Here is a 988-nt window from a genome sequence, read left to right as displayed (position 1 = left end):
CCCTCGTCTCGCCGATGACCGGGCTCTCCGGCCCGCATTCCGCCCTCCCCATGCTCGCCGTGATGGGCGCCTGCGCACTCGTGGTCGTGGTGGCTCTCACGGCGGTGCTCCGCCGGTCGGCGCGCGCCGGGTGAGCGCTGCGGGGCGACACGACGGTCGTGGGCCGGGGGTAGGGTGACGGTCACGAGCGACCCCCGAGGTGGTGTCCGACATGCCGGTGATGACGACGACCGCGTCCCGAGCCCTGACCGGTGCCCGTCGCCGCGCCGGCCTCATGGTGCGCTCGCGGATCGCCGGTGACGACGCCGCCGAACGGCGGCAACGGATCTGGCACTCCGAGGGCGAACGGTGGAACTCACCCGGGGACGCGATCTACTCGGTGCACGGCGACGCCTCGATGTTCGCCGCCGGGCTGACCGCTCTGTTACTCCAGTCGCTGCACCCGCTGGCCATGGCCGGGGTGGCCGACCACAGCGACTACCGCGGCGACCCCTGGGGCAGACTCCAACGCACCTCGCAGTTCATCGCCACGACCACCTTCGGGACGGTCCCGGACGCCACGCAGCTCATCCGGACTATCAACGGGATGCACCGGGCGGTGGTGGGGACCGACTATCGCGGCCGACCCTACGACGCCCGCGACCCGCACCTGTTGCGGTGGGTCCACGTCGCCGAGATCTGGAGCTTCCTCGAGTGCCACCGCCTGTACGGGCGCACCGCGATGTCGGCGGAGCGACGGGACGAGTACGTGCGACAGGCGTCGCGCACCGGGATCATGCTGGGAGCCAAGTGCGTCCCGATGACCGTCGCCGAGCTCGACGCGGCCCTCGAGGAGTACCGGCCCGAGCTCGAGGCCTCCCCGGCCGCGCTCGACGCCCGGCACTTCCTGCTGAACGAGCCGCCCGTGGGGTGGACCGACAAGCCCGCCTACGCGATGCTCCGCGAGGGCGCGGTCGCGGCGCTGCCGCCCTGGGCCCGCAGGACCCTC

The 988-nt window shown here is 72.9% G+C and carries 1 protein-coding gene; it reads left to right on the top strand.

Translation table 11 applies throughout. From position 1 onward, the window contains the following. Positions 1-220: 220 nt before the first annotated feature. Positions 221-988, top strand: a 768-nt coding sequence (locus tag G6021_RS14445) for an oxygenase MpaB family protein (protein ID WP_241736584.1), incomplete at its 3' end; no start/stop codon positions are given.

It is taken from the genome of Dietzia sp. CW19, from assembly GCF_014145265.1.
Lineage (GTDB): Bacteria > Actinomycetota > Actinomycetes > Mycobacteriales > Mycobacteriaceae > Dietzia > Dietzia natronolimnaea.
Note: the sequence above shows the minus strand (reverse complement) of the source record. Positions and strands in the feature narration are given on the sequence as shown.